The 23071-nt window shown below is 35.8% G+C and carries 23 protein-coding genes; 14 read left to right on the plus strand and 9 right to left on the minus strand.

Annotation, left to right across the window (positions count from 1 at the left end; genetic code table 11):
* Positions 1–191 precede the first annotated feature (191 nt).
* From QF044_RS05030 to QF044_RS05045, 4 genes are all read right to left on the minus strand, one after another.
* A complete protein-coding gene (locus QF044_RS05030) occupies positions 192–1280 on the minus strand; it encodes a family 43 glycosylhydrolase (protein ID WP_307264415.1) in 1089 nt (362 codons plus the stop codon).
* Positions 1281–1459: 179 nt separating this feature from the next.
* On the minus strand, positions 1460–3595 hold the full coding sequence (locus tag QF044_RS05035; protein ID WP_307264417.1) for a hypothetical protein: 2136 nt from the start codon (positions 3593–3595) through the stop codon (positions 1460–1462).
* Positions 3596–3713: 118 nt separating this feature from the next.
* Positions 3714–7304, minus strand: a complete 3591-nt coding sequence (locus QF044_RS05040; protein ID WP_307264420.1) for a DUF4450 domain-containing protein — start codon at positions 7302–7304, stop codon at positions 3714–3716.
* Positions 7305–7308: 4 nt separating this feature from the next.
* Entirely contained in the window at positions 7309–8709 is a 1401-nt protein-coding gene (locus tag QF044_RS05045) for a glycoside hydrolase family 28 protein (RefSeq protein ID WP_307264423.1), read from the minus strand.
* A 454-nt stretch (positions 8710–9163) separates the two neighbouring features.
* Between QF044_RS05045 and QF044_RS05050 the strand changes: the two genes are divergently transcribed.
* The 11 genes from QF044_RS05050 (at position 9164) to QF044_RS05100 (ending at position 17140) form a co-directional block, all read left to right on the plus strand.
* Entirely contained in the window at positions 9164–9499 is a 336-nt protein-coding gene (locus QF044_RS05050) for a hypothetical protein (protein ID WP_307264425.1), read from the plus strand.
* 37 nt (positions 9500–9536) lie between these two features.
* Positions 9537–9839, plus strand: coding sequence for a hypothetical protein (locus tag QF044_RS05055; protein WP_307264428.1), 303 nt, complete (start codon positions 9537–9539; stop codon positions 9837–9839).
* Between the two features lie 2 nt (positions 9840–9841).
* The gene (locus tag QF044_RS05060; protein WP_307264433.1) at positions 9842–11314 is read left to right on the plus strand and encodes an NAD(P)/FAD-dependent oxidoreductase; all 1473 of its coding nucleotides are present in this window, start codon (positions 9842–9844) and stop codon (positions 11312–11314) included.
* Between the two features lie 2 nt (positions 11315–11316).
* Positions 11317–12153, plus strand: coding sequence for a phytoene/squalene synthase family protein (locus QF044_RS05065; RefSeq protein ID WP_307264436.1), 837 nt, complete (start codon positions 11317–11319; stop codon positions 12151–12153).
* Between the two features lie 11 nt (positions 12154–12164).
* Positions 12165–12626, plus strand: a complete 462-nt coding sequence (locus tag QF044_RS05070; RefSeq protein WP_307264439.1) for an SRPBCC family protein — start codon at positions 12165–12167, stop codon at positions 12624–12626.
* A 4-nt stretch (positions 12627–12630) separates the two neighbouring features.
* Complete coding sequence (locus QF044_RS05075) at positions 12631–13089, plus strand: sterol desaturase family protein (RefSeq protein WP_307264441.1); 459 nt, start codon at positions 12631–12633, stop codon at positions 13087–13089.
* Between the two features lie 2 nt (positions 13090–13091).
* Positions 13092–13784: a lycopene cyclase domain-containing protein gene (locus QF044_RS05080; protein WP_307264444.1), complete on the plus strand. Its 693-nt coding sequence runs from the start codon at positions 13092–13094 to the stop codon at positions 13782–13784.
* A 216-nt stretch (positions 13785–14000) separates the two neighbouring features.
* Positions 14001–14390 carry a cupin domain-containing protein gene (locus tag QF044_RS05085; protein WP_307264447.1) on the plus strand — a complete coding sequence of 130 codons (390 nt, stop codon included), beginning with the start codon at positions 14001–14003 and terminating at the stop codon, positions 14388–14390.
* A 208-nt stretch (positions 14391–14598) separates the two neighbouring features.
* On the plus strand, positions 14599–15423 hold the full coding sequence (locus tag QF044_RS05090; RefSeq protein ID WP_307264449.1) for an AraC family transcriptional regulator: 825 nt from the start codon (positions 14599–14601) through the stop codon (positions 15421–15423).
* A gap of 225 nt (positions 15424–15648) precedes the next feature.
* Positions 15649–16470: an alpha/beta fold hydrolase gene (locus QF044_RS05095; RefSeq protein WP_307264451.1), complete on the plus strand. Its 822-nt coding sequence runs from the start codon at positions 15649–15651 to the stop codon at positions 16468–16470.
* A gap of 295 nt (positions 16471–16765) precedes the next feature.
* A complete protein-coding gene (locus QF044_RS05100) occupies positions 16766–17140 on the plus strand; it encodes a Rid family detoxifying hydrolase (RefSeq protein WP_307264455.1) in 375 nt (124 codons plus the stop codon).
* A 187-nt stretch (positions 17141–17327) separates the two neighbouring features.
* On the opposite strand, the gene QF044_RS05105 is transcribed toward QF044_RS05100, so the two are convergent.
* From QF044_RS05105 to QF044_RS05115, 3 genes are all read right to left on the minus strand, one after another.
* Complete coding sequence (locus QF044_RS05105; RefSeq protein WP_307264457.1) at positions 17328–17615, minus strand: hypothetical protein; 288 nt, start codon at positions 17613–17615, stop codon at positions 17328–17330.
* A gap of 128 nt (positions 17616–17743) precedes the next feature.
* Positions 17744–18061, minus strand: coding sequence for a hypothetical protein (locus QF044_RS05110; protein ID WP_307264459.1), 318 nt, complete (start codon positions 18059–18061; stop codon positions 17744–17746).
* A gap of 160 nt (positions 18062–18221) precedes the next feature.
* Positions 18222–18671, minus strand: a complete 450-nt coding sequence (locus QF044_RS05115) for a PA2169 family four-helix-bundle protein (protein WP_307264462.1) — start codon at positions 18669–18671, stop codon at positions 18222–18224.
* Positions 18672–19006: 335 nt separating this feature from the next.
* Here QF044_RS05115 and QF044_RS05120 point away from each other — a divergent pair, with 335 nt between their 5' ends.
* The 3 genes from QF044_RS05120 to QF044_RS05130 all read left to right on the plus strand — a co-directional run bounded on the left by QF044_RS05120 (position 19007) and on the right by QF044_RS05130 (position 20808).
* Positions 19007–19570, plus strand: coding sequence for a DUF4142 domain-containing protein (locus QF044_RS05120; RefSeq protein WP_307264465.1), 564 nt, complete (start codon positions 19007–19009; stop codon positions 19568–19570).
* Between the two features lie 262 nt (positions 19571–19832).
* Complete coding sequence (locus QF044_RS05125; RefSeq protein WP_307264468.1) at positions 19833–20429, plus strand: Crp/Fnr family transcriptional regulator; 597 nt, start codon at positions 19833–19835, stop codon at positions 20427–20429.
* A gap of 193 nt (positions 20430–20622) precedes the next feature.
* Positions 20623–20808, plus strand: coding sequence for a hypothetical protein (locus QF044_RS05130; RefSeq protein WP_307264470.1), 186 nt, complete (start codon positions 20623–20625; stop codon positions 20806–20808).
* 276 nt (positions 20809–21084) lie between these two features.
* Here the strand turns inward: QF044_RS05130 and QF044_RS05135 are convergent, their stop codons facing one another.
* Positions 21085–21915, minus strand: a complete 831-nt coding sequence (locus QF044_RS05135; protein ID WP_307264472.1) for a GLPGLI family protein — start codon at positions 21913–21915, stop codon at positions 21085–21087.
* Between the two features lie 314 nt (positions 21916–22229).
* On the minus strand, positions 22230–22997 hold the full coding sequence (locus tag QF044_RS05140) for a succinate dehydrogenase/fumarate reductase iron-sulfur subunit (protein ID WP_307271946.1): 768 nt from the start codon (positions 22995–22997) through the stop codon (positions 22230–22232).
* Positions 22998–23071: the final 74 nt, after the last annotated feature.

The raw sequence follows: 23071 nt of genomic DNA on the forward strand, positions 1-23071 counted from the left end.
TAATAATTGTAAATGTTTACATATTTATTATAATTGTGACTATCCCGGTATATATTATAACGGGAAAATACAATTTTAGTATATAAAGGTGTAAAAACTTACAATATATCTTAATATAGAGCTAGCCGTTTGACTATGCTAATCTGAAGTTTATTTCCTGTAAAGCAAGAAAACACAAATGGATTTGAGAATTAAATGTTGATATTTATAATTTCAAAGACAAAAGAGGTAGACGTTTCAAACTTTCCTCCCTGCGTGGCTCCGAATAGAAATTTAGGGGTCTTGCCGTCTTTATCCATTAAAATCATAGGGCGTTCTAATCTCCCGAATCGTTTTAAATGAGCAGGTGGTGCAGGCTCCTTAATATAAGTATCCATATTAAGATAAGCGATTTTTGGTTGGGACCAGTTAAGGCCGTCCTTGGAAGTTAGATGTAAACCGTATTCATGATTAAAAAATCCCATATCACGGGCTACTATATGGAATTTCCCGTTTTGTTTCCAAATAAAGGCATCTTCCAGCTGGGCATTGTCGGGCAGCAATGAAAAATCAATGACAGGATTTTCCTTTATTTTCTCATAAGGACCTGCAGGGTGATCAGCCTTTGCCAGTCCATATTTTCGGTTTCCTCTCACCGGACCTTTTTGATTTTCATATTCTTCAGTGTTCCAGGATTTATAAAAAAGCCAGAATTTACCGTCATTTCCTTTTATAAAAGCAGGGTTTGTAGTACAATGGTCGTCCCATGAGCCTTTTTCCCCGGGAAGAAGCAGAGGTTTCTCAGGCCTTACCCAATCTCCGTCAAGACTTTTTGAAGTGGCAAGCCCTATCCTTTTGGTATTTGTTTTTCCGTTTTGGTTGCCCATATAGAAAAGATAATATTCGTCTTCTACTTTGGTAATTAAAGGGTTATGACAAGTGGTGGCATCCCAAAATTCATCACCTCGGGGAGTAAGAATAACTTGTTTATGCTTGAATTCGTCATAAGGAGAATCGGCTTCTGCACGGCATATTTCAGAACCGTTGAGCCAGCCGCCCATTCCTTTTTCTTTTTTCCATCTGGAATAGAAAAGATGAACCTTACCATCTTCGCCCCAAATCGGAGAATTACACCAGATGTAATAATTTTCCAATGAAAAGGTCCGTCCGATTGGTTTTAAGCTGAAATAAGGTTTTTCGGAAGATGAACCTGTAAATGACAATCCCAGAACCGCAGCTGTGATCCCAAGGGCTGAAGTCTGTAAAAAATCTCTGCGTGTAAAGTGTCTTGGCTTGTCCATTTTATCTCGATTTACTGCTAATTTAGTATAAACATATAAGCAGACTATCCTGTACTTTCGGTGAATTGTTTAATCTCAACTTATCTATTCTGTCTTTATTTATTTGATTTGAAAAATTAAAATCAGAACATAAAAAAGTCTGCCTTTCAGCAGACTTCAACTATATGAATGTGAAATTTTTAAGGCATTTTTTTGAAACCTTCCGCTTTTATTTTCCAAGAACCGTCTTTCGGAAAACCTGGAAATTCACCTTTAGAACTGTCCCAACCTTTGAGCATCATGGCAACGGTTGTTAAAACGCCGCCATTTCCCGGAAGGTAAATTCTCAAACGACCATCCTGAAAATTATGCCCGTTTTTCAGATACGTATTCGTCTGAATGTTCATAAAAAGCGCATCCAGAGCTTTATTTGGAAGTCCAAGTCTTGCAGCATTCATCGCTGTCATCGGAAAATCCCAACCCCAGGTATGCTCCCAATTCCATCTTTCCCAAACGATGTCCAACGTGTTTTTCATAATTTTTTTATCCAGTTTCGGAGATTCAGGAACCATTCCCAACGCACCGAGAACCGCAGGGTGATCGGTCATCCATTTTGGAAATGTAAAAGAGTCTTTTGCCGATTCGGTAGACAGATAAACACCATCCTGAACCGGGAGCGGAGCTAATTTTGAAATCACGTCATCCCATTTCTTATCTCTCGGTTGTCCCAATCTTTCTTTCCATTGTTGAGCCGTTTTCAGTGCCCAATCCCAATAGGCCACTTCATAAGTCGGATTGTAAGTATCTTTTGCAGGGAAAACTTCCTGTGCGGGAATGACTCCTTTACCCAGATTATAACGGTTTTTTTCTTTGTCATAAGTAGCAAAATCTGCCATAAAATCTGCTGTTGCAAAAATCAGGTCCTTATATTTTTCCAAAACTTTCTTATCCTGCTTGTCACGGTACAAAAGTTCGGTCATATAAATAAGATGCGGCTGTTCCCAGATCAAAAATGCAGCAACAGAAGACGGACTTTCATTTCCATCATTATCCGACATTTTAATCCATCTAACGCCTTTGTAACCTTGTCTTTCGGCTAGTTTTTTTGCTTTGTCAAACGATCTGAAATAATAATCCAATTGTTTTTCCAAAATTTCAGGTCTTCCCCATAAAGCGTAATGAACACCGTGCCACCAATGCATTTCTGTATGCGGTTTTCCGTACCAGCTGTTGAATGTCAACCCCGTTTCCTGTGGCGGATTGCTTCCTCCGCATTGAACTTTTGTCAAATATTCTGATAACACAACTCTGCGTTCCAGTTCAGTCGCCCTTGGATCTGTACTTCCTTCAAAATCAACGGCAGCACCGCTTTTCCAGAAAGATTCCCATCCTGAAGTACTTTCTTTTTCTGCATCAGCAAATAGTGTTTTACTGCTTTTTGGATTCTTAGATGAAAATTCTACACTTAATTCTATTGTTTTATTTTTAGAAGAAGGTTCGTACACGAAATAATGTTTCCCCGCTTCCCGTAGTTTTCCATCTGTGAAATAAAATTGAGTATAATAATCAGCACTTTGCAACTTGTGTTCAATCACTCCCTGAGTTTGATTTGATGAAATAATTTTTGTTGAATGATCGTTTTCATTTCCGTAAAAAGCAGCGTCGTCCAAAAATTGTCCTGTCGGAGAAGGGTAGCGTGCAAAAACTTTCAATCTGTTTTGAGAAATTAAATCCGACTCAATTTTAATTCCAATTTTATCGGAATTTTGAAAAGAAGCAGTCCAGACTTTCACTGGAGTTCCGTCCAGAGAAAATTCACTTGTAATAATTCCTGTCCAAAGATCAATTTTTTGATTAATGTTTGTTAAATCTGAAATCTTCGCTTTCTGACCGTCTTTTTTAATCAATTCAAGACCAATATTTCCCAGCTGCAAACGGTGTTGATTCACGCGGAAATATTCTACGGCGCCTTTGTTTCGCTCCGGTTCTTTTAATTGAACACTATACAATGCTTTGCGCCCGTCATTATTAAAATCATAAGCTTTTAACGTTTCATCAAATGTATAATTCTGAGTGTTTGGAAAGCTGTTCCAACCCCATTCAGACTGAGTTCCGAGAGAAACTCCCTTTTTATAATATTCAGGAAAAGACTGCATTCCGGTAATATCAACGGTGTATGCAAATTTTCCGTTACCGACCGTTAAAGAAGATAAAGTATCAGCTTTTGTGTTGACGATATTATGACGCTGAACGACTTTTTTACGGTCAATTTTTTGAGCATTGAGAGAAGAAAATCCAATGCAAAAAAGACTTAGATATATGACTAATTTCTTCATTTTTAAATTTATTTTATTGAATCAGGCGTTGTCGAACTTGAAATAAGTTTCGGCTAAAGCCTTGATATTTTTGTTATGTATAAACGGGCTAAAGCCCGTCTCTATTGATATTTTATGTTTATTTAAGGACAGTGGCACTCATCAATCCGATTACGACATCGTTGCTCACTGCTGTTAATTGTACTGATTTTAATTCTTTATTCGGATCAATCGGTAAATCAAGAATAGTTGCAGCACCACCTTCTACAGCACGGTCTGTAAATCCTTTAATGCCTGAATATTGGGCTAAGCTTCCTCCTTTGTATAATTCTCCGGTCTTCAATTTTACCCGGTACGGAATTTTATCATCCGGAATTTCAAAAGCAAAATTATCATCCAACAAATCCTGTTCAATAGGCCACCAGTTTACCGGATTTTTCAATTCCAAATCTGTGTGTGAACCGTCAGCATATTGAACGGTAATCGTTCCGTTGGTAATCTGTGACTGCATTGGATTGGTAGAACCAGCCATCATAAAATAGATTTTTTTTCCTTTTCCTGTCAACGGAATTTCAACTGATTTCGGAAAATTATCCCATTGGCTCGTAAAGACAATATTTTTATCTGTACTATCAATTAAAAAAGGAATTCCTAAATATTCCAGTTTTCCGTTTTTACGATTTGCCATCAATCCGCTGTCGTCAATCTGAGCCGTGATCAACGGATAACACCAGTTCCCGATTCCCTGCCACGGAAGCTGTAGAGTAGGGACGTTGAGTCGGGGTGAAAGATATTCTTGATTAAAAATTCGGGTGACTTTTTCATTATATTTTGAGGCTAATGAAATTGGTTTAAATTCACCTTGAGTTTCAATTTTCCAGTCTGTGATTTCTATATTTTGCTTGATTCCATTATATTCAAGTTCAATAGAATTGGTTCCTTTACTTAAAGAACTTGTTGGAATCTCAATGAATTTCATTTCATCTTTTTTAACAGAAAAAGTATCAACAAAACCATTAATACTCAATTTTCCATTGATGTTATTTAATGATTTTGATTGAATCTGGAACTTTTTATTCACCCATTTAATTTGTAAAGGATATTGAATATCAACATTTACAGGTTGCCACCATTTCGTTCCGTTTTGTTCCAGCTGAACGAAAAAAGTTCCTTTTCTTTCTTCTTTAGATAATTCAAACTTGTTGTTAACCACCCCGACCTTCGGCCACCCCTCCAGAGGAGGGGAATTTTTGATCAACTCTTGTGGATCGTAGATTTGAGTGATTTTCTTTTTTGGATCTAAATTCAATTGAAGATTTTCAGAAATATAATTTATATAATCTGTCTTTTCAGTTGTTAATTCTTCCCCAGAATAGGTGATTTCAATGGTAAATTCTTTCCCTTTTTCTGTTTCCAGTTTTACAAAAGGCTGTAGAATAGAATTAGGCTGAATCGCCCATTTCACTTTTTTACCGTTTACCGTTACTGATTTTATCTGAGTATGGTTTACCGGAATCAACAAATCAAGTGAAACAGGATTTGTAAATTTTGATCTAAACCAATAAATTGTTTTTTTAGAATTTCTTTTAAATTTAAATTCCCAATCCGGAAGTTTAAGTTCTGCAAAATTCCAATCTTTAGGAAACCCTGGTTTTATATTAACTTTATTTTCTAATAATTTTGGATAAACACCGAAAAGTCCTTCTGTCAGAGTTCTTGCAGCAACTCCAATTGGATCGGCAAAATCTCTGTACAATTCGCCACGAAAAGCATCATAATGTGATAACTGTTCGAAATTTCCCGGACTGATTCCGTAATACATACTTTCTGCAAGGTTCCCTTTCCAAAGTCTGAAGGCATCTTCGTTTCTCCCTGATTGCCAATAGGCTAAAGCCGTCTGTAAGTTTTCTGCTAAAGCAACATTGTTGAGCGACCAATCGTAAGGCTGCCAGTTTGTTGTCGAAAGTGTATAATAGTTTTTATCAGCTTCTCCCTTTACCGTTACCGGAATCTTCGGGATGTAATTATTAATATATTGTGTGTTTTGATAATCTTCAAATTCATTCAAAATATAAGCGTCCGAAACATGATAAATTGACCAGATTCCAGGCTTGTCATGAAGAATTTGATTGCCCAAAGCATCTTTAAATTCAGCAAAATAACCGTTTTTTTTAATCCAAAGCTGGTTTTTCATGGCTTTTAAAATAGATTCAGCTTCTTTTTCGTAAGGAGTAGAATCTTCGCCAATAATTTTTGCCAGTTTCGCCATTTCACGGTTGGCTCTGTAATTATAGGCGGAAGTATGTGTCACTTTTCCACCTGAATATTGAAGCGCATCACTTGCCCAAATTGCTGCATACGCATCATAAAGGTCACCCCGTTTGAAGTTTCGTTTTTCCCAGTCCATGTGACGAACCATTGTTGGCCACATTTTCTTCAGAAATTCTTTATCTCCGGTGTAATTGAAATGCGAAAACATCTGGTCAAAAAATACCAGATTCATATCATAATGATGCGGTTTTGAATTATCATTCGGATTTCTTGAAATATATCCGCTGGAAAACACCGAAGTTCCCATTTTTTCTTTGTGTCTTGCCAAATGCAACAGCGTATCCATTTCAACAGGCGCAGAATCCGGCTTCAAAACCTGAGAATTGGAATAGCTTTCAAAATGTTCTTTTGCGCGGTCGTGCCAACTGAGAACATCGGCTGCATAAGCTCCCCGCCACGCATTTAATCTCATCCTCCAGGCAACAGCGCCGTGCATGAAGGTTGGGCTTTCCCAGATTCCGTCTGCGGCAACCGCTAATGTTGCTCCGAAATTATTTAAATCTGCATCGGGAGTTTTTAGCTGAATTCTATTGATTAAATTTAATCGGGATTGCTCGGCTTCTTTAAAAATTGTTGCAAGTTGCTCGTCTGAAAAATTTTTATCTGATTTTCCTTTTTTAATTTGAATGTAAACAGGATTTTTCTGTGCAGAATAAGTTGCGTAAATTATTGGAGATTGCTCTGCTTTATTTTGAGTAAAATCAGATAGTTTTTCCAACGTTTTCGCATCTGTCAATTGTAATGAATTAGCATTTGAAAAACTTCCGTTGATAAGCTGATTTTCTTTTTTTTTGTTTAAATAAGTAAGCTCAAACTGGTTTTTATTGATTTGAAACTGATTGCCTTCACAATATTCAGGAAGCAGATAAAATCCGGACTCCGGATCTGCGCCGATGTCACCATTTCTGCTGAATGTTGTTCCGCTTGCACCGCCATAAACAGCATAGATTTTTGATGAGGGATCAATATTCTCCATTTCCATTTTTAAAACCAAACCTTCTTCTTTTGATTGAGCTAAAACGGTTAATTTTAAGCTCCCATTTCCAAGAATCGGATCTTTAATGGTATAAAGCATCGATCCGGGACGATAACGGGTCTCAATTTTATCGGCTTGAATTAATTTTTTAATTGAATTTCCTTTCTGAATAACGAACTGAAGATTTCCTCCCATTCCAGGAAGGTATAACGCAAATTCCGGTAAATCTCCGGCTTCTACCCGCGAAGCACGATTGTCTCCATACAAAGCACGGTTGAATCTATATTTTCCATTAACCAATAAAAAATCGCCTTTGTCTTCTTTATAATGCAGTTCTCTTTCGTTTTCCTGCCAATGTTTAGACTGGGAAAAAGAATAGGATGATAAAACAATCAGTCCGGCGAAAATGATTCTTCTTCGCATTTTATTATTTAAGTTCAGTTAAAGGTTTTCCGTTTACGGTTACGTTTTTCAATGTCACATTTTTTAAGAAATCTACTTTATAAGGAATTTCAACTCCATTCATTTTTGTGTTAATCATCGTGAAATCTGTTACCGGAGAAGTTTCGTAAGCATCAGAAAGAACGGCATATTTCCCGCCTTTTTCCACCGTTAGATTTTCTACCCAGATATTTCTGATGATCGGAATATAATTTCCAGGTTTTTCGTAATGCATATTGAAGCGTACCGCAGCTTCTTTATAAGCGCCGACTTTTGTGTTGTAGAAGAATACATTTTCAATGATTCCGCCGCGGCTTGAGCTTGTTTTAATCCTTAAGGCTCTGTCAAGGTTTTTACTGTCCATCACATTTCCTATGGCATAAATATTTTTTGCTCCGCCTGCGATTTCGCTTCCGATCACAACACCGCCGTGTCCGTCTGTCATTTCACAGTTTTCGATAATGTGGTTCTCTGCCGGCCTTCCGATATCCCTTCCGTCTTCATCTCTTCCGGATTTAATGGCGATACAGTCATCTCCTGTATCAAAATATGAATCTTTAATCCATACATTTTTACAAGCTTCAGGATCGAAACCATCATTATTAGGACCGTGACTGATTACTTTTACTCTTTCAATCAAAACATTTTCACACAGCACAGGATTCAAATTCCACATGGGAGAATTTTTAACCAAAACATCTGCCATGTAGAAATTCTTACTTTTATAAGGCTGAACGAAATTCGGTCTTAAATAATATCCGTCTCCAAAAATCCTTTCTCTGGCAGGTTGTCTTTGCGCCATATATTCGTGAAGTTTTGCTCGGGCAGGGTTTTGTCTTCCGGGACGGGATTCGTTATATCCATATTTTGTTGCACCGCACCAAAACCACCAATGGTCGTTATCAGAATTTCCATCTAGTGTTCCTTTTCCGGTTACAGCGATGTTTTCTTCTTCATAAGCATAAATTAATGATGAATAATTCATGCATTCCATCCCTTCCCATCTTGTGAAAACAATAGGGTAGTCGTTGCTGTCCTGGCTGAATAAAATTGTAGATCCGTCGCTCAAGTGAAGATTAACATTGCTTTTTAAATAAATAGCACCGGTTAAAAATATTCCGTTTGGAACGACAACTCTTCCGCCGCCTTCTGCATTACACTTTTCAATGGCTTTTCTGAATGCTTCCGTATTTTTTGTTTTTCCATCACCAATGGCTCCAAAATCTGTAATAAGATAATCCTTATTTCTGAAATTTGGCTTTACCATTTGTTTTTTAAGTGCCTCAATTTCCTTTAAAGGTTGTTCTGAGGAAGTCCACGGTTTGTATTGCGCCGAAGCGGGAATTGATATAATGAATGCGAAAAGTATTAAAGCATATTTTTTCATAATGTTAGAGAAATATTAATTTAAGAAAGCGCATCAATAGTAAGAATCTCTTTCTTTATCGCAATCTAAAATAATTATGATTAAAAATTATCCTGCACTGTCGGTGTTAAAAATAAATTATTTTCTTTCTGGAGTTTTTTGTGATGGAAAGGATATTTTCCATTTGCATACTTGCTCATTCCAAGAAAACCATGGAGTTAATATTACACTTATTTTACATCATAAATCCTGTTTCAGACTTTAACAAACCTTCCACTTATGATGATGTTGCGACTGTTGTGTAGACTCATTGTAAAGGCCTTGTTACTGCAGGGTGGGACAGTTTTGAACCGTAAGTCTTGATCTTTTATATTTTTTTTCAACAATAAAAAATAATAATATCCAGTTAAAAATAAAGTTTATTTATATTCTTTATTTTATTTAATTAGTATATTTGTGTATTAATTATGAGAAAATGCATTATTCAATTATAAAAGATGTCATCAATTTGCTTGAAGAATTTGAGTCAGAAAACCAATCAAAATCTTATACATCAGACATTGAAGGTTTTAAAGCTTGGGTTTGTGCTAAGAATATTCCTAAACAAACAGAACAGATTGATGAGCCTTATTGGGAAGGCAAAGAAAATGGAAGAACGGCAGAAAGTGCTATAAGTACATTATTGGTACACCTTAACAGATATGCTAAAACTTATTCCAAATCTGCTATTTCAGAATCTCATTTTGCTACGCAGGAAGATTTTATTTATCTGATTAACCTAAAAGCTTTTGGTGCAAATGACAAAAATTGAGCTTATAAAAAAGAACATTCAGGATAAACCTGTCGGGATGCTTATTATAGCAAGATTACTGAAGCAGGGATGGATTGAGCAGACTGAGTCTGATGTTGATAAACGCAATAAAATGATCAGCATCACTTCAAAAGGCCTGGAAGCCCTTGAGCAGCAAATGAATAAAATCAGAAATGCAACAGATATTGTAGCAGGAGATCTTACCCATAAAGATAAGATGGAACTTATCCGGATTCTTAATAAACTGGACCGTTTTCATTATCCGATTTTCTGTCGCAATATAGACAGTAAGGATTTGATAAAAACCGTCAATGACGAATATTCATTTCAGAGAAATTAATTATGCGAAAAAAAATTGCGGTTATAGGATCGGGTTTTTCAGGGCTTTCTGCAGCAGCTTATGCTTCAAAAGACGGGCATGAAGTTCATGTTTTTGAAAAAAACAGCACAGCAGGAGGAAGGGCTAGAAATTTCAGAACACAAAACGGCTATACCTTTGATATGGGTCCAAGTTGGTATTGGATGCCTGACATTATAGAAGCATTTTTTGAGGATTTTGGTAAAAAATCTTCAGATTTCTATGAATTGGTTTCCCTTGATCCGCAATTTGAAATGGTTTTTTCACAAGATAAAATGAAAATACCCCATCATTATGATGAATTAAAAAGTCTGTTTGAAAAAAAAGAACCTGGAGCGGGAAAAAAGCTGGACGAGTTCATGGCAGATGCACAGTATAAATATGAAGTGGGAATGAAAGATTTTGTCACCAAACCCTGTCATTCATGGTTGGAATTTGTTTCCCCTAAAATTGCCAGAAGTGCTTTACAGCTGGATCTTCTTACCAATTTCCAGAAATTTGTCAGGAAATATTTTAAGCATCCTGAACTCATTACGCTAATGGAGTTTCCGGTAATTTTTTTAGGTGCGGCACCCAAAGATATTCCTGCATTATACAGCCTGATGAATTATGGAGGTTACAAATTGGGAACCTGGTATCCAATGGGAGGTTTCTCAAAAATAATTGACGCAATGACAGCGATTGCTTCAGAATACGGAGTTCAGTTTCATTTCAATGCCAGTGTAGAAAAGATTACGGTGAAAGATAAAATGGCCTCTTCATTACTTGTTAATGGCGAGCAAATCAAATTTGATTCCATTATTGCCTCATCAGATTATCACCATACAGAAGCCCAGTTGTTATCTGAAGAATATAGAAATTATAAAGAATCTTACTGGCAGACTCGAACTTTTGCTCCTTCCTGCCTGATTTTTTATCTGGGCTTTAAAGAAAAAATTGCCAATCTCAAGCATCACACCCTGTTTTTTGAAAATGATCTGGATCTTCATACAACCGAAATCTATGAAGATAAAAAATGGCCCACAAAACCGCTGTTTTATGCCTGCTCGCCTTCAAAAACAGATCCGGAAGTAGCTCCTGAAAACTGTGAAAATCTCTTCCTTCTTATGCCCGTTGCTGTCGGAATTGAAGATTCAGAAACAGAAAGAGAAAAATATTTTCATGAAATGATTGCCAGACTTGAAAAACATACAGGTGCTGCCAACCTTTTATCCAAAATAGATTACAAAAAAAGCTATTGCATAAAGGACTTTAAGGAAGATTATAATGCTTATAAAGGAAATGCTTACGGGCTTGCCAATACTTTATCACAGACCGCTGTACTAAAACCATCCCTCAGAAATAAAAAAGTGAAAAATCTTTTTTATACAGGACAGCTTACGGTTCCGGGACCCGGTGTTCCTCCATCCATTATTTCCGGAAAAATTGCTGCCTTTGAAGCCACCAAAAATGCTTAATTATGAAAAAGTTATTTGACGATTTATCGTACCGTGTAAGTAAAGAAACAACCAGACAATACAGTACCAGCTTCTCTTTAGGGATTCTGGCTTTGTCCCCTAAAATCAGAAATCCAATTTACGCTGTTTATGGATATGTGCGGCTAGCAGATGAAATTGTGGACAGCTTTCATGGGTATGATAAGGATAAATTGCTAAGGAGATTCAGGGAAGAGACATTTCAGGCGCTGGAAGACAAAATATCTTTAAACCCTATTTTACAGGCTTTTCAGGACACGGTTCACCAGTTTAAAATTGACCTGAATTTAATCACCAGATTTTTAAAAAGTATGGAAATGGATCTTCACAAAATAGATTATAATTCTGAACTTTATAATGAATATATTCTGGGATCTGCAGAAGTGGTGGGGTTGATGTGTCTCCAAATTTTTGTGGAAGGAAATCCTGCTGAATTTGAACGCTTAAAGCCATTTGCCATGAAGCTGGGATCTGCTTTTCAAAAAGTCAACTTTTTAAGGGATATGAAGGATGATTACCAGATTTTAGGGCGAAGTTATTTTCCGGATGTGGATATTTCCATGTTTGATAACAAAATAAAAGCAGCTATTGAAAAAGATATTGATGAAGAATTCAAAGAAGCATTGTTCGGTATTAAAAAGCTTCCAAGCTCTTCACGGTTTGGCGTATATCTGGCATACCGGTATTATATTTCACTCTTCAGAAAAATAAAAAGGACTTCTGCCCATACCATCATCAATCAAAGGATAAGAATCTCCAACAGCAAAAAGATTTCGTTAATGATGAGCAGCTATCTTCAATATAAAACTTCATTCCTGTAAAAAATAAAAAAATGGTACATAGACTTTTCAGAGAACAGCAATTGAATTGCGATATTCAGACCGCATGGAAGTTTTTTTCTTCTGCGAATAATCTTTCGAAGATTACTCCGAAAGACATGAAATTTGTGGTCCTCACCAAAACAGAAGATGATGAAATTTATAAAGGAATGATCATCGATTATCATGTTTCACCCTTGTTGGGAATCAAGCTGGACTGGACAACAGAAATTAAGCAGGTTTCTTTCCAGAAAAGTTTTACAGATTTTCAAAAGAAAGGACCTTACAAACTCTGGAATCATTTCCATGAATTTATTGCTAACGATCAGGGTGTGCTGATGAAAGATACGGTACATTATGAGCTTCCGCTTGGGTTTTTGGGAGAATTGGCACATATTCTTTTTGTCAGAAAAAAGATTGAGCATATTTTCGGATACCGGTACAAAATTTTAGAAGAAATGTTTAATAAAAAATAGGATTATGAATTTTCTTATTGTAGTACTTACATTTTTCATCATGGAAGGGATGACATGGCTGATTCATAAATATATCATGCACGGCTTTTTATGGGCCCTCCACAGGGATCATCACGATCACAGTAATGAAGGGCATGTAGAAAAAAATGATTATTTCTTCCTGATTTTTGCTGTGCCTACTATTGCGCTGATGTATTACGGAACCGTCAATGATTATAACATCTATTTTTACATTGCTTTAGGAATTGCCATCTATGGTATGGCTTATTTTTTTGTCCATGATATTTTTATTCATCAGAGGATAAAGTTTTTACGGGATACCCAAAATCCTTATTTACTGGCGATAAGACGTGCTCATAAACAGCATCATAAACATACAGGAAAAGAAAAAGGAGAGTGTTTTGGGTTTTTATGGGTGCCTGTGAAATATTTTAAAATGTATTTTAACAAGCATAAAGCCTAACAATGATGCATTACACCTATCTTTTGATTAATTTCTTCACTGTAATCATCTGTTTTATATTTTCTTTTCATCCTAAAATTAAATTCAACAGATATTTTGCCGCTTTTTTTAAGGCAGCATTTATTGTGGCTGTAGTATTTATTTGCTGGGATATCTGGTTTACCAAAAGAGGAGTATGGTGGTTCAATGATGATTATCTTTTGGGATTCAGGCTTTACAATTTGCCCATTGAAGAAATTCTTTTTTTCTTCTGTATTCCGTTTTCATGTATTTTCACTTATTTCTGTCTGGACAAATTTTTCAGACTGGATTGGAAGCTGTTACCTGAAAAAATATTCGTTATTATTTCAATCATTAGTGCCGTGATAATTGCTGTTTGTTTTTATGATAAAATATACACGCTTGTCACTTTTTTATCAACAGCGGCAACTATGTTTACGCTTTATTTCATTTTCAAAGCAAGATGGATAGGAAAAGCATCACTGATCTACCTTTTGCTGATGCTCGGATTCCTGGTTGTTAATGGCATACTTACAGGGACGGGTTTGCCATCACCAATAGTGAATTACAATCCTGATGATTTTATGGGGATAAGAATGCTTACTATTCCCGTAGAAGATACGGTTTATGGGTATGAAATGATTCTTTGGAATATTTATCTATTTCAAAAATTTAAAAGGAACGGGCAAAATTAATGTTCCTGGTTCAGATCTGAGATTGCCGGACAGTACAAGATTGATTAATAATTTTCGTTCTGAAAATTGTTTCTGTTTTATTTTTGATAGCCATATTCTGCATTTGCAATTTTAGGTAAAAAATGCAACTCAAAGCGAAAACCATCCATTTTATCGCTTCTGAAATCAATCCATCTTTGCAATATCAAATAAAATAACAATTTAATATCGAAGATTATGAAAAAATTAATACTGGCAATTGGATTATTTACCCTGTCAATATCCAGCAATGTATATGCACAGCAATCTGGTGTGAAACGGATAGACCTTCAAAGGCATAATATTGAAGCTGCGGGGTATGAAACAATTCAGGCACGCATTGAATTGGAACCTGGAACAGCTGTTGGAATGCATTCCCATCCCGGAGAAGAGGTTATCTATGTGCTTGAAGGTAGATTTGAATACCAGATCGAAGGCGAGAAGCCTGTTATCCTTAGTGTTGGTGAGGTGTTATTTATTCCTGCTGGAAAGAATCATTCTGCAAAGAATATAGGTGAAACTAAAGCCTGTGAACTAGCAACTTACATTGTTAAGAAGGATAGGCCATTACTTTTATTCAAAAAATAAATAACTTATTTTTCATCAATAAAAAACTATGTTGAATAGACTGGGAGATCAAGGGATTGCGACTATCAATGGATTGTTAGGGCTCGTCCCAGGTTGAAAGATATTTTTTTACCAACTGTTATTAATTGCAGCTTTTCTTAGAATTGCTGCATTTTTATTCCATAATTTTACGACCGATATAAACCCAAACAATTTTTTCAACTTAAAAATGATCAAAGAATTTTCATACAAACAATTTGGCAACATAGAATTCAGCAAATCGTCTGTACAAGAGCATACGTTGACTGCAATAGACGAACATATCAAGATTCTTTTTATTCCTGAAAATGCAATTATTCAAGTTGATTTTCAGGAAATTGAAATGAAAACTGATTCGCTGTTGTTTATCAACCCAAATGTGGTATTAAAACCTTGTGAAACCGTTGGAGGTCAGCTGATGCATTTTAACAAAGATTTTTACTGTGTAGAAATTCACGATCAGGAAGTAGCCTGTGATGGCATTTTATACAATAATGTCTTTGAAATACCTTTTATTAATTTGAACGAAAAGCAGTCGGTTGAAATTCAAAGGATTATAAGTGATATCCAGACGGAGATGAAAGATGAAGACTCCAGTACCGAAGAAATGTTACGGATTCTTTTAAAAATGATTATTCTGAAATCTACGCGTATTTGGAAACAGCAGCATCAATTGGCAGATATAGAACAGCAGGCTGATGTACAGTTTTTAAGAAAATTCAGTAAAATGGTTGAGCAGCATTATAAAACACTCCATACGGTTGCAGACTATGCAGATCTTCTCTTCATTACTCCTAAAAATTTAAGTAAAAAAGTAAAGTTAGTGAGCAAAGAAACTCCAAATGAAATTATTAAAAACCGAATCATTCTTGAAAGCAAGCGGCTTTTAGCCCATACTTCTATGACCGTGAAAGAAATTGCTTATAGTCTGAATTACGAAGACGATGCCTATTTTATCCGATTTTTTACAAAAAATACAGGTATTTCACCAAGTACTTTTAGAAAACAGTTCTAGAAAATATATTCTGCTTATAAAGCAAGCACAATCTACGGATTGTGCTTTTTTATTTTATAACTGCTTAAAAAAACGTTCTGAACCGATAATGACCAAAAAAATGCATCTAAACTCATAAGAAGAGAAAAAAGTGCAGCCCAAAGCGAAAACCATCCATTGTTATACCTCCGGAAATAGGCCAACTTTGCCATATCAAAATAACAATAACAATTAAAAAATAAAGAAATGAACACATTTACATTAAAAGACGGAACAGAAATTTATTTCAAAGACTTAGGAACAGGAAAGCCTATTTTCTTTCACCATGGCTGGCCATTATCTTCTGATGACTGGGATGCACAGATGATGTTTTTCCTGGAAAAGGGCTACAGGGTAATTGCCCATGATAGGAGAGGACATGGAAGATCTACGCAAACATACCAAGGCAATGATATGGACACTTATGCTGCTGATGTATCCGAGTTGGTTGAGTTCCTGGACCTAAAGGATGTTATTCACGTGGGTCATTCAACGGGTGGTGGTGAAGCAATACGGTATGCAGCAAAATATGGTAAAGGCAGAGTTTCCAAAGTAGTTTTGATAAGTGCAGTTACTCCTTATATGATTGCTGATGATAATAACCCCGAAGGAGTCCCTCTGGCAGTATTTGATGACATCCGAGACAATACACTGCACAACAGACAACAGTTTTATCAGGATCTAACCGTTCCATTTTACGGTTATAACAGAGAAGGTGCTGTGATCAAGAAAGGAATTCAGGATAACTGGTGGAGACAAGGAATGATGGGGGGTATAAAAGCGCAGTATGACTGTATAAAAGTATTTTCAGAGACCGATTTTACAGAAGATCTGAAAAATGTTGAAATGCCTGTGCTTGTTTTACATGGAGATGATGACCAAATTGTTCCTTACAGTACAACGGCCGTTAAAGCAGCAGAACTCCTTAAAGATGGTCAACTGATCATTTATCCTGGCTTCTCTCATGGAATGCCAACTATCAATGCTGAGGTAATTAATGAAGATATTTTATCATTTATTAAAGCATAAGAATTAACCGGGCAAAAAGTGAAATTTAAAGCGGAATCATCCATTTAAGATGGCACTTTTCGGAGCTGCGGCGCCTGTCTGGATAAAACGTACAGACTTTAATTACGGTCTATGGACCAAGGATGAAACTCAATCTGAACTATTGTCCTTTATAAAAAATAAAATATGAACTAAAAGAGGTTGGTTTGTAATAGTCAGCCTCTTTTTTATAAATTCAAATCATATGAATAGGATTGTCTTATTTCTGTTTTTATTACTAACAGTCTCGTGCAGTATAAAAAAAGATATTGTAATAATGAACCATACTAATTTACCCCAACCAATAGGACCTTATAGCCACTCAACCAGCTATGATAATCTTATATTTGTATCGGGTCAAATAGGTCTGGATCCAAAAACTAACAACCTGAAACAGGGAATTGAAGAGCAAACGGTTCAGATTTTTGAAAATTTAAAAGTAATTCTTGAAAACAATCACTCCGATATAACACATATAACAAAAACTACTATTTTTATTACAGATATAAAGCAGTTTGAAACGGTGAATAAGATATATGGTGGTTATTTTGGAAACCGTTTTCCTGCAAGAAGTACTATTGAAGTCGTTTCATTACCTAAAGGGGCAAGTATCGAAATAGAATGTATTGCCGTTAAGAAAGCTAACAAATAAAAAACAGGGTGAAGTAGAGGCTGATTTTCTATCGGAAACCTAATTTTATAAAACAGAAAATCCAGGTAGCAAACTGTCACTTGGATTTTCTGGGGCTTATATTCTATACAAATGCATTGGCATTGTAAAATTTATATAAAAATTGTTCTAAACAAAAAACTCATAAACCAACGAATTCTAAAATAAATTACCTGGCGGGTCTTGCGCTGTCTGATACCGCCGCATTAACGTTGCCGCTGCCGTTACCTGTATTGTTATTGCTGGTTTTGCGGCCTCCTATATGAGTTTTTGTATTGATACTGTCCTTACTTCCCAGGCTGTCATTGGGAAGCTGATTAGTTGAATCTGTAGTGTCGGGATAGCTGGATGTCACAGTGGCAGAGTCAGCAGACACTGTGCTTTTTTCGGTGTCCTGTTTTTTACAGCCTACTACGATTAAGCCTATTGCGATAATTGGTAAGAATAAATTTTTCATAAGTTTATTTTAATAGTGGGTTAGTTAAATTCTCTAGAGATTCAAAATTAAATATTTACTCCACCGTATTTATATGAGTGAGATCATGTTGAACGTTTCTTGGGAATACTTATGATGCTTACCTTTATTTAATGATGCCTGATTCCTCTTTGATGATAACTGACATTTTTATTAAATAATTGAAAGTTTTTAGGAATTGTCTGATTGTCGTCATAGTGATTGGTTACGGTTGAAAGTTTTTCTTCCATATCCTTAGTGTTAAAACGGACTTGCTTACCGTTTTTATACAACTTATCATCATAGGTTCTGTAGAGCTGGTTTTCCAGGTACATGTTTCCGTCAGGAGCAGTAAATTGTTTTACTTTATTATTTCTTTTACGGAATGCAGCATAAAACAATGATCCAGCTGCAATCAAGCCCAATGTTATTTTTATTTTATTATCCATAATGCTGTTTTTATTGTTTAAAATTACTTGCTATAGTTTTATAAAATGCATATTAAAGCATTAACAAGCAGGCAGTTAAAATATCAATTGCAAATTATCTAAGAGATTTAGATTTAAAAGAGAGTTTAAAAACTCTCTTTTATCTAGTGAATTCCTATTCCTAGTTTTGTCTTTCCAGATTTTCAAACTTAGCATAAGAAGATTTCAAATGATGCAGCTGATCTGAAACCAGTCTTGAACTTTCAGGACACAGATCACCACTATCAAGGGCATTTTGATAAGCATCAATAGCAGCATTTTCTCCGAATACTACGTTTTCAAGTGTAGATTCATCTTTATCTCCTGTAAGAGAATTTTTTACATCAATCCATGCCCGGTGGATAGCTCCCGCAGTACTCGTGGTATTGTCAGCTTGCCCACCTTTTGCATTGATGAGTCCTATGAGTTCTGTTTTCATTGTTTGAGATTGGGCGACCATATTGTCATAATCATTTCTTAATGCAGAATGAGTATTCCATACTTTGTCCTCAACTTTTGAAAATCCTTCGATTCTGTCGTTGGTAATGTTCAGTAAATCATTAAGTACTGATACTGTTTTTTCGTCGTTCATAATAAAAATTTTAAATGGTGTTTAACATAATTTGCAATAACTATGCCTGCTGTCTGTAACTTGTGGTAGCAAGATTAAAAAAAATAAATAAGTAGTTCTTTATAAATATGAGTCCTGAGTTGACAATGATCTTAATGTGGTTGTAGAAAAAGGCTATAGGTAAGTTAGCTGGTGCCTAATGTAGAAGTTATTATTCAATGGTATGTATTTCGTAAATATTTGGCAAAAAATTTGTTATATCATTCATTAATATCATTTATTAAATTATTATCACCATTTAAAATTTATTATTATGAAAAATTCTGTTTTAAACGGTTTTTGCAGCCATTTCTCTTATGGCCTGCAAAAAAAATGAAACTACGACCGTAAGTCATTCTACAGACAGCGTATCAGTGACGCCAATGGACTCTCCAATGGCTGTAAACGACACTGTAAAAACCACCAACACTCCAGCTTCCAGTACTCTTAGTGATCAGGACAAAAAATTTGCTGATGCTGCTGCCAAAGGAGGTCTCATGGAAGTAATGATGGGACGACTGGCTGCTACCAATGGCACACATGCTTCGGTAAAGACCTTGGGAGAAATGATGGTAAAAGATCATAGCAAGGCCAATGATGAACTCAAAAAATGGGCATCGTCAGCTAACTACACACTGCCATCTGTTTTAGATGCTGATCAACAAAAGAAATATGATGACCTGAAAGCAAAAAAAGGAACAGATTTCGACCGCATGTATGCGGATTTAATGGTTTCTGATCATAAAAAGGATATTGAAGAATTTAAAAAAGAAGGTTCTGACGGTACTGAGGCAAACCTAAAATCTTTTGCCAACAAAACATTACCTACGTTACAACACCACCTAATGGAATCAGAAAAAACTAAGGCTGCAGTTAAATAAATCATATACAGCTATTATGATCTTGATCATAAACCAGAAATGATAATTCCATTAATTTTGAGTTAGAATTTCATCATTTTTGCATCCCTTTTATGCTCCTCCTGTTCTTAGGAGGAGTTTTTATTGTTATATCAGAGGATGGAATACTTATTATTTTTTAGGTACCACATCGATCGTAACTGGTCTGGATTTTGCATTTTGTATGCCACCAATTCTATTTCAACTAAGATCTTTAATAACCTTAACTTAAATATAAAAATTTATGAAGATCGATGAACATTTATTGCTTAGCCATGGTGCAATATTTCAGGATTATGAAGCAAAAGAAACTATTTTTTTTGTCGGAGATACTCCCCGATATTATATGCAGATTACGCAAGGAAGTGTTGAGCTCAATAATTTTCTTGAAGACGGTAAAGAAGTAATGGTTGGCCTGTTTTCAGAAGGCAATAGTATTGCAGAATCCTTACTTTTCACAGATCAGCTCTATCCCATAAATTGTGTGGCAAAGACCGACTGTACATTATTAAAACTTGATAAAACCAGTTTTCTCGAAATTCTGAGAAATGACTCTGCCCTGGCAATGCGGGCTTTAGAACGGCTGTCTGCTGATCTCATATACTATTATAACATACAAACTATTATCGCAGAATCCCAGCCCGTGAGTAAAATTAAGGGGTTGCTTGATTATTATAAGGCGTACAGCGGAATTAAAAACAATCATCCTTTCAAAGTTCCATTTACCAGGCAGGAGATTGCTAAAATAGTCGGGCTTCGGGTCGAAACCGTAATCCGTACGATCAAGAAAATGGAGCAAGATTGCATGCTTGCTATCAAAGAGCGGAAAATATATTATTAAAGGACCTCAGCTAAATAATCGGATCTGAAAATCATGAGAGCCACTAACAAACATGTATGTCACTTTGTAGGCTGATCATTGAGCCGATGTACCTCAGACTTTATTCTGATTCCGGTAAAAATTCGTTTGATCAGGTAACTGCAACCTTGCACAGGGCAATTTTTTAAGGTAAAACATTAAAATAATAAATACTATGAACGTTAAACGCACATTTGGAACGATTCTGACAATCCTGGGAATTGCAGGTATGATTTACACTGGGTATGAATTGATCAATAAAAGTTCTGGCTATACGACTTTGGGCGTAGTTGGTATTATTGGTCTGATATTTTTTTTCTCGGGAATAGGCCTTGTGAAGAATACAAGAGATGAATCATAAAGCCAACAATTTATAAACATTCCATGCTATTAAAAAAAGTATGTTTAATTAAAAACTATAAGATTAAGGCATTCTGTAAATGAATGCCTTTTGAATTTTACCTTTTTAAATGGTATACTGAAAACAATATAGTCTGAAGATTAAACAAGATTTTCAGACTATCATGAGATATGAATTTATTCAACTGCTCTATTCAATGGTGATAATTTCATGATGAACTGTTTAATTAGAAGATACTGCTTGAGAATTTTCTGAGTTACCTTAGGCTAACTGAACTCAATAACGAACCGCTTTATTTATTTCTATAGGATTATTGTATTTTCTGATCACCTCCTGCATATTTTTTGTCTGATTATTCAGCTCGTCAACAGTATGAATCTCCGTTCCATTGATATTAATTTTCAAATTTGTATTGGATTTGTTGAAATTGTTTCTTTCAAAAGCAAAAGGATCATTGTAAAAATCCTTCATCAGCTTAACTTTCTGTTTTTCATTAATCGGAATTGCTCTGTTTCCGAAGTTCGATTCTACAAAATGGTCAGTAGACTGAATTCCGGGAAGCTTCTGGCTTTTTATCAGGCTATATATGAAATTTTTTCTAAAATCCCAGAGTTCAAAAATCAGTCCCGGAAGTCCTCTGAATTTATAAGGTCCTTCATAAAAAAGAATATCTTTACAGAACCATGCAGTCCAGTTTCTTCCTCCAAATTGGGTAGTGGCTTTTTGGAGTGTATAATTTTCCACTTTTTTTGTTTCATCCGAAATAACCCAGCTTAGCTTATCTGTTGTGTTAAAAGAATAGTATCCTTCTTTTATGGCAATGAAATTTATATGATCAAAAGTATTAATCTTTCTTTTCACAATCTGTCCCGACATGTCAGTGTGGCTATTGTTTGTGCCAAATTTGTTATTTAGGGAATCAACTTCCAATAAATTCTGGCCATAAAATTTGACTTCCCGGGAGTTGATATCCAGCACCATATTTAGTTGTTCATATCCTGCTTCTGTTGAATCCATTTTGTACTGTAGCTTATAAACGAATCTATAAGTTTGTGACTGAATGAATAGGGTAAAGAATAGAGCAGATAAGGCAAAAATATTTTTCATAAAAGATAATTTTAATCAGATAAGAGTATAAGTGATTTAAACTTTATAATGCATCCTTAAGGCTTTCACTTTTTTCAGCTGTCATGGAATTGTAGCCCGAAGCGAAAGTTTCCGTGACTGGTCCATAAGACAGTAAAAAGTTCTTCAGTGATCATAGCAGTTGGTGTTGATTTATCATAACAAGTTAATCTATTTATCTGAAACCTCATCCAATCACTTAAGGCTAATCAAACGATGGAACAGCAGGCAATTGTCAAAATTCGCGACTGTAAGATCTATTTCTAAGGTATTCTTCTTATTCCTACAACTAAAAGTTATTCCTTGCTAATCCAGGCAGATATATATTCCCTGTTCATTCTGGCAATATTATCGAGGGAAATACCTTTTGGGCATTCGACTTCGCAGGCGCCTATTACAGAGCAGTTTCCAAATCCTTCGTCATCCATGGCCTGTACCATATTCAGAACCCGTCTTCTTGCTTCAACCCGTCCCTGAGGAAGCAGTGCAAAATGCGAAACCTTGGCTCCTACAAACAGCATGGCAGCTCCGTTGGGGCAACAGGCAACACAGGCTCCACAACTTATGCATGCGGCTGCGTCCATTGCCTTGTCTGCGTTTTCTTTAGGAACCAGAATAGCATTGGCATCCAGCGTATTTCCTGAAGTATTCACTGAGATGAATCCTCCAGCTGCCATAATCCGGTCGAAAGCGCTTCTGTCTGTAATAAGATCTTTAATGACGGGAAAGGCAATACTTCTCCATGGTTCAATAACGATGGTGTCTCCATCATTAAACATCCGCATATGCAGCTGACAGGTAGTGATTCCTGTATCCGGGCCATGGGCTCTTCCGTTGATATATAAGGAACACATCCCACAGATGCCTTCCCGGCAGTCGTGATCAAAGGCAATAGGCTCCTGATTTTCATTGATCAGTTGTTCATTAAGGATGTCCAGCATTTCGAGAAATGAGGCATCTTTCGAGATATCCGAAACCTTATAAACTTCAAATCTGCCTTTTGATTTCCTGTTTTTCTGACGCCAGATTTTCAGCGTTAGATTTAAGCCTTTATTATGCATAATTTAATTTTTTAATGATAACTTTAATCAAATCATTAGGAACTAAACACAGTATCGTTTGTAGTATTGATGAGATT

Source organism: Chryseobacterium sp. W4I1, assembly GCF_030816115.1.
Lineage (GTDB): Bacteria > Bacteroidota > Bacteroidia > Flavobacteriales > Weeksellaceae > Chryseobacterium.

What these genes read in the sequence shown, in the direction of transcription:
- QF044_RS05030 (WP_307264415.1), bottom strand. Translation starts at nt 1,280, where the DNA reads ATGGACAAGCCAAGACACTTTACACGCAGAGATTTTTTACAGACTTCA.
- QF044_RS05035 (WP_307264417.1), bottom strand. Translation starts at nt 3,595, where the DNA reads ATGAAGAAATTAGTCATATATCTAAGTCTTTTTTGCATTGGATTTTCT.
- QF044_RS05040 (WP_307264420.1), bottom strand. Translation starts at nt 7,304, where the DNA reads ATGCGAAGAAGAATCATTTTCGCCGGACTGATTGTTTTATCATCCTAT.
- QF044_RS05045 (WP_307264423.1), bottom strand. Translation starts at nt 8,709, where the DNA reads ATGAAAAAATATGCTTTAATACTTTTCGCATTCATTATATCAATTCCC.
- QF044_RS05050 (WP_307264425.1), top strand. Translation starts at nt 9,164, where the DNA reads ATGCATTATTCAATTATAAAAGATGTCATCAATTTGCTTGAAGAATTT.
- QF044_RS05055 (WP_307264428.1), top strand. Translation starts at nt 9,537, where the DNA reads ATGCTTATTATAGCAAGATTACTGAAGCAGGGATGGATTGAGCAGACT.
- QF044_RS05060 (WP_307264433.1), top strand. Translation starts at nt 9,842, where the DNA reads ATGCGAAAAAAAATTGCGGTTATAGGATCGGGTTTTTCAGGGCTTTCT.
- QF044_RS05065 (WP_307264436.1), top strand. Translation starts at nt 11,317, where the DNA reads ATGAAAAAGTTATTTGACGATTTATCGTACCGTGTAAGTAAAGAAACA.
- QF044_RS05070 (WP_307264439.1), top strand. Translation starts at nt 12,165, where the DNA reads ATGGTACATAGACTTTTCAGAGAACAGCAATTGAATTGCGATATTCAG.
- QF044_RS05075 (WP_307264441.1), top strand. Translation starts at nt 12,631, where the DNA reads ATGAATTTTCTTATTGTAGTACTTACATTTTTCATCATGGAAGGGATG.
- QF044_RS05080 (WP_307264444.1), top strand. Translation starts at nt 13,092, where the DNA reads ATGATGCATTACACCTATCTTTTGATTAATTTCTTCACTGTAATCATC.
- QF044_RS05085 (WP_307264447.1), top strand. Translation starts at nt 14,001, where the DNA reads ATGAAAAAATTAATACTGGCAATTGGATTATTTACCCTGTCAATATCC.
- QF044_RS05090 (WP_307264449.1), top strand. Translation starts at nt 14,599, where the DNA reads ATGATCAAAGAATTTTCATACAAACAATTTGGCAACATAGAATTCAGC.
- QF044_RS05095 (WP_307264451.1), top strand. Translation starts at nt 15,649, where the DNA reads ATGAACACATTTACATTAAAAGACGGAACAGAAATTTATTTCAAAGAC.
- QF044_RS05100 (WP_307264455.1), top strand. Translation starts at nt 16,766, where the DNA reads ATGAACCATACTAATTTACCCCAACCAATAGGACCTTATAGCCACTCA.
- QF044_RS05105 (WP_307264457.1), bottom strand. Translation starts at nt 17,615, where the DNA reads ATGAAAAATTTATTCTTACCAATTATCGCAATAGGCTTAATCGTAGTA.
- QF044_RS05110 (WP_307264459.1), bottom strand. Translation starts at nt 18,061, where the DNA reads ATGGATAATAAAATAAAAATAACATTGGGCTTGATTGCAGCTGGATCA.
- QF044_RS05115 (WP_307264462.1), bottom strand. Translation starts at nt 18,671, where the DNA reads ATGAACGACGAAAAAACAGTATCAGTACTTAATGATTTACTGAACATT.
- QF044_RS05120 (WP_307264465.1), top strand. Translation starts at nt 19,007, where the DNA reads ATGGCCTGCAAAAAAAATGAAACTACGACCGTAAGTCATTCTACAGAC.
- QF044_RS05125 (WP_307264468.1), top strand. Translation starts at nt 19,833, where the DNA reads ATGAAGATCGATGAACATTTATTGCTTAGCCATGGTGCAATATTTCAG.
- QF044_RS05130 (WP_307264470.1), top strand. Translation starts at nt 20,623, where the DNA reads ATGAACGTTAAACGCACATTTGGAACGATTCTGACAATCCTGGGAATT.
- QF044_RS05135 (WP_307264472.1), bottom strand. Translation starts at nt 21,915, where the DNA reads ATGAAAAATATTTTTGCCTTATCTGCTCTATTCTTTACCCTATTCATT.